Below are 4869 nucleotides of genomic sequence, written 5' to 3'. Positions count from 1 at the left end.
TTCTAACACTTTCTGGTATAGTTCACTTATCATTTTCGTTATTTAGGTCATATATGGTAAATATGACTTATCTTTTTTGGGAGTCTGTGTCTGTATTCCATGCTACATAAGCTTTTCAGCTGGCTTGTCCCCCTGTCAGCTAATTTAGTCCTTGCTAACCCTGTAATATTCAGATTCTCGGCTACAACGATTTGGTTTTTATCGCACAACTTTCTGGAGAGTTTATGAAGAAAATCTTGTCTAGTATTTGCTATCTTTTCGTGAACCTTGGCTACCTCCTTAATGGCTTTTTGGCGATTATTAGACCCCTTGACTTTACGAGACAATGCTTGTTGTCTCCGCTTTAAACGTTTAGCATATTTTCTGGTAGGTTTGATTGGGTCAACCTTGTAGGTTGTTTCACCATCAAAAACCGTAACCAAAGAAGATAAACCTAGGTCTATCCCTGATATTTTTAGTTTTTCAATGGTTGTTGAGTCATCCATCTCAAACAAGATGGCAGCAAAATATTTATCTGTACTGGTTTGAGAAACAGTTACGGATTTAATCTGGCCGTTTATCACTTGAGAAATCTTAGCTTTTACAACTCCTAATTTAGGTAGCTTAATTCCCTTATTTCTAATTGAACAACTTTCAGGATAACGGATTGATTGTTTTTTGTGCCTACTTTTAAACTTAGGGAATTTTGTTCTTTTTGAGAAGAAGTTCTTAAAAGCAGATTCTAAGTTTTTCAATGATTGCTGCAAGGTGGCGGCAGTAGCCTCAGCTAACCATTCAAAATTAGGTTGTTTCTTGAGTTGGGTAAGGTCTTTTGCCATGGGACAGTAGGTCATTCCTTTCCCCGTCTCTAGGTACTGATTGTTAGTTTTATTTAAGTAGTAATTCCCAACAAAACGAACGCAACCAAAGTTTTTAGTTAAGGCTAGTTCTTGTTCTTTGTTTGGGTATATTCTCACTTTTAAAACATTTAACATCAGCCTGACCCCATCTGTGTTATTTTTTTAGTATAAGACTTACCGCTTAAATATGTCAAGCTCATACATACCTTAAGAATCAAGCCTTTCCCAATAAGGAAACGCTGTCGCGTTAGTTTAGATTCTGGTGGCAATTCATCGTTACGTTAATTTCTGGTATATGTTTAATTAGGGTCTGCTGAAAAAGTAGGGGCGAAGCATTCGGGCAATAACCTATCGGTGAAACCGTAGATTTTCTATCCGAATGCTGCGGCCCTACAGGAGGCGGGCCGATGAAGACGCCAGGTTTTGAAGCACGATTCTCTCAAAATCTTGCACCTGTGGGAGCAAGAAAAGCCACAAAACCCTTACCATACCTACATTTCACATTTATTCAGCCAGCCCTAATTAAGGAGAAATTTAACGGGAGTCCTCTTGCTCCATTTAGATAGAGAATTCCCCGACGGGCATAACTATCGAGATAGTCGATCCTGGTGGCTAGTTTAATCTTAGCCAGATCGAGACAGAGCTTAATTCTTTCGGCCAGGGGCATTTTGGCGCGCAATTCCGCCGCCGATTGGGGACGATGGATAATCAGGACGGCCACCGCACCGCTCACCGCCCCCGTACCCATAATAATTAGCGTGCGTCGCTTCAAATTCCCGACTCCTAAGCTGGATAGATGCGAATACGGCGATTCGGTTCCTCTCCGAAGCTATCGGATTGGAGACGGTAATGTTCCACTAATTCGTGTTGCATTTTCCGCACTTTCGCCGATCGCGGCAGTAACTCCACCGGTTGGCCGGTAGGGATAACGATTTGTTCCACCGCTAACCGGGCCTCCTCCAAAGCTTCGATCTCGTCATCGCTACCGCTGCGGGCAAATAAACGCAGATCCGCACCTTCCTGATTCATCGGGTCATCAATGCCCAAAATCCGCTTTAAACCGCGAGAAATTTGGGGTAGGGTATTGGATTTGATGCCGTGGATGGGAATTTGTCGTACTTTGGCAATTTGCCGCAATTTTGACTGATTTTTAACGTGGGAACGCAGGGCCAGCACTGCGTCGGCCTCCTGTAAATTTTTGGTCAAAACGATCGGCAAATCTAGGGCCTGTACTACCTGTTCGATCGGGGCGCGACTGACTCCGTAGGGATAGACATAAACTGGCCAATCTTCGCCATTGGGACCGGGGACGCGGATTTTTTCCGTTTCCGGTTCTTCCTGCAGCCAGGATTGTTCGAGGAGGCGATCGAAATCGTTTTCCCGGTTGAGTCCGCCTGCACCGAAACGGGCCACGGGAGTCATTCGGCCATCGGCCCGCCATCCCTTGGGTTTATCCATTTCCGGCAGATAATTGCGGTGCAAAGGGGTGAGGTTTTCCGGTTTTGGTTCTTCCTGAGTGACCTGTACTTTTCCCTCCTCATCTACCCAACGGATTTGGGCAATTGCTTCCCGTCCCCGCAGCAGTTGGTCGATAGTGGTGGATACGTCTTCGTGGATGACCCAGCGCTGACGTTCCAACATTTCGATGGCAATGTCAAAGGTGGGCGGTGCTTTGCGTTCTAAAACGGTTTTTTGGGAACCCCGGCGGCGCGCTTCTTCGTCTCCGAGAGTTACTGCCTGAATTCCCCCGACTAAATCCGATAAAGTCGGATTTTTAATTAAATTTTCCAATTGATTGCCGTGGGCGGTTCCCACTAACTGCACCCCGCGTTCGGCGATCGTGCGAGCGGCCAGAGCTTCTAATTCCGTACCGATCTCATCGATCACGATCACCTCCGGCATATGGTTTTCCACCGCTTCGATCATGACTTGATGCTGCAATTCCGGACGGGACACCTGCATCCGACGAGCGCGACCGATGGCCGGATGGGGAATATCTCCATCCCCGGCGATTTCGTTGGAGGTGTCGATAATCACTACCCGTTTATTGAGGTCGTCGGCTAAAACTCGGGCTATTTCCCGGAGAGCGGTGGTTTTCCCTACCCCCGGACGACCGAGCAGCAGCAGGGATTTACCCGTTTCCACTAGGTCGTTAATCAGGGTGATCGTACCGAAAACGGCCCGACCGATACGACAGGTTAAACCGATAATTTCCCCGTCTCGATTGCGAATGGCACTGATGCGGTGCAGGGTGCGTTCAATCCCGGCGCGATTATCGCCGCTAAAACTGCCCACCCGGGCGATCGAATACTGGATTTCTTCTTTTGAGATCGGTTCGTCCCCCAGATCGATCGCCCCATCGGGAAAACGCGCTTCTGGTATGCGTCCCAAATCCATAACTACTTCGATCAGTTGATGCTGCCGCGGGTGTTCCTCGATTTTGCCGCGAATCCGCGCAGGTAGAATTGCCAAGAGTTTGTTTAAATCGTCGGTAACTGGCATCCGAGAGGAGGGTAGGGTTTCTGGCATTAATAGTAAAAGGTTTTGGCGATAATTGGCTGTTTTTATTGCCAAGATTTTCTTGGGGTCTAACACATTTAGGGGTTAGTTGTCAATTAAAAAAATATTATAGTTTTTTGACCAAGGCTAGGCTTTCAATTGAGCAACGAGAATAGAAGCGGCTTTAACGGCTTCTTGGTGGGCTTGGGGGTCATTTTCAAGGTTAGGCTGGTCTAAATGCTCTAAAATTGGCAAAATCAATGAACGGGCGTAACTTCCATAGGCAATACCAGCGATTTTTTCTCTCAGTCCCAGTTGCTGTAATTTGGTCACGGTGTGGTCATTGGTTCCCCCGGCTAACTGCACAAATCCAGTTAGATTGGCACAGAGGACTTTTTTGGCCATATTAATGGCTGGGTGGGTGGTTCCTTTGCCGATATCGCCGCTCATCGGTCGGCCGTCCGTCTGCCAAATCAGAGGACAGCTTAGGGGTGAAATAGTTTCTCGCAGATAGTGGAGGTAATCAATGATATATTCATGATCTTGGCAACTTATGGCCAGGATTTTTAGGTTTTTACTGACAGTTGCGATCGCTGGCCAGAGTCGAGCAAATTCATCTCCATGACCGACTTGGGTATGAATTTCGATCGCATCGACTCCCATTTCGATCATTAAGGGGATAATTTCTTGGGGTTGACAGACACGGGATTTTGTCTCGATTATGTGCCGGGGACAAACGGGTAAGCAGCGACCGCAACCATAACAGCGCTGTTCGATCACTCCTCCCCTATCGATAGCATAAGCGGGACAGATTTTTTCGCAGGGACGGGGACAATCGACCGGACAGAGTTGCGGGTTAAAGATAGCTTTACGAAAGTGGGGATCTTCCCCGTCATTGAGACTGACCATTAACCAAGGTCGTCGATTTGGGGGGAATCCGGCGATTTTTTCGGCAGTTTCGATGCCTTCGCGGGCCGCAACAATCACAGCCCGGTCGGCGGCCACATCAATACAATCGGCCCCGGCGATAGTATAGGTCAAAGCGAGGTTGCGAATCGTGGGCAAATCCTGGTAACTAGCTCCACAGATGAGCTTGAACCAGTGACCTGCAACTAAAGACCAGAAGGGAGAGGAGTTTTTATCTAGCACTTTTTTATCCTATCGCAGCCAGCCCCTAAACGTCAGCCTTGTGCTGCTCTGATAGTAAATCTTCTGACTAAAGACTAGAACTCTTGCATAATTAGGGTCTGCTGAAAAAGTTTTTCCTAGGGGCAGGGTGTAGGGTGTAGGGTGTAGGGTGTAGGGTGTAGGGTGGGGGGTGTGGGGTGTGGGGTTTTACCGATTTTGAGGGGGTCAATTACCTAATTTTCAGGGAAAAAGTCCCGGAATTTACCCCTGATCACTCCCATATCTGGTACTTTTGGATTTCAAAAAAGTCTAAAAGTCTTCTCCAGCATGGTTGTTAGGTTTATTCTGCCAGCCCTTAATTTTTTGCCGTTTTTGAGGCTTCAAAAACGGCAAAAGTAAGGAT

At 47.1% G+C, this 4869-nt stretch carries 3 protein-coding genes and 1 pseudogene; all 4 read right to left on the bottom strand.

What is annotated here, in order from left to right:
• Nucleotides 1–137: 137 nt before the first annotated feature.
• Nucleotides 138–974: pseudogene (locus tag IM500_RS21735) on the bottom strand (RNA-guided endonuclease InsQ/TnpB family protein); the annotation flags it as partial.
• Nucleotides 975–1347: 373 nt separating this feature from the next.
• The gene (locus IM500_RS21730) at nt 1348–1611 is read right to left on the bottom strand and encodes a hypothetical protein (RefSeq protein ID WP_242034703.1); all 264 of its coding nucleotides are present in this window, start codon (nt 1609–1611) and stop codon (nt 1348–1350) included.
• An 11-nt stretch (nt 1612–1622) separates the two neighbouring features.
• A complete protein-coding gene (locus tag IM500_RS21725; RefSeq protein ID WP_199328862.1) occupies nt 1623–3368 on the bottom strand; it encodes a R3H domain-containing nucleic acid-binding protein in 1746 nt (581 codons plus the stop codon).
• Between the two features lie 117 nt (nt 3369–3485).
• Nucleotides 3486–4487 (bottom strand): circadian clock protein LdpA, encoded by a 1002-nt coding sequence (ldpA, locus tag IM500_RS21720; RefSeq protein WP_190722956.1) that lies wholly within the window; start codon nt 4485–4487, stop codon nt 3486–3488.
• Nucleotides 4488–4869 lie beyond the last annotated feature (382 nt).

Origin of the sequence: Microcystis sp. M179S2 (assembly GCF_020245805.1) — a bacterium.
Classification (GTDB): domain Bacteria; phylum Cyanobacteriota; class Cyanobacteriia; order Cyanobacteriales; family Microcystaceae; genus Microcystis; species Microcystis aeruginosa.
This window is presented reverse-complemented; position numbering and strand designations above follow the sequence as displayed.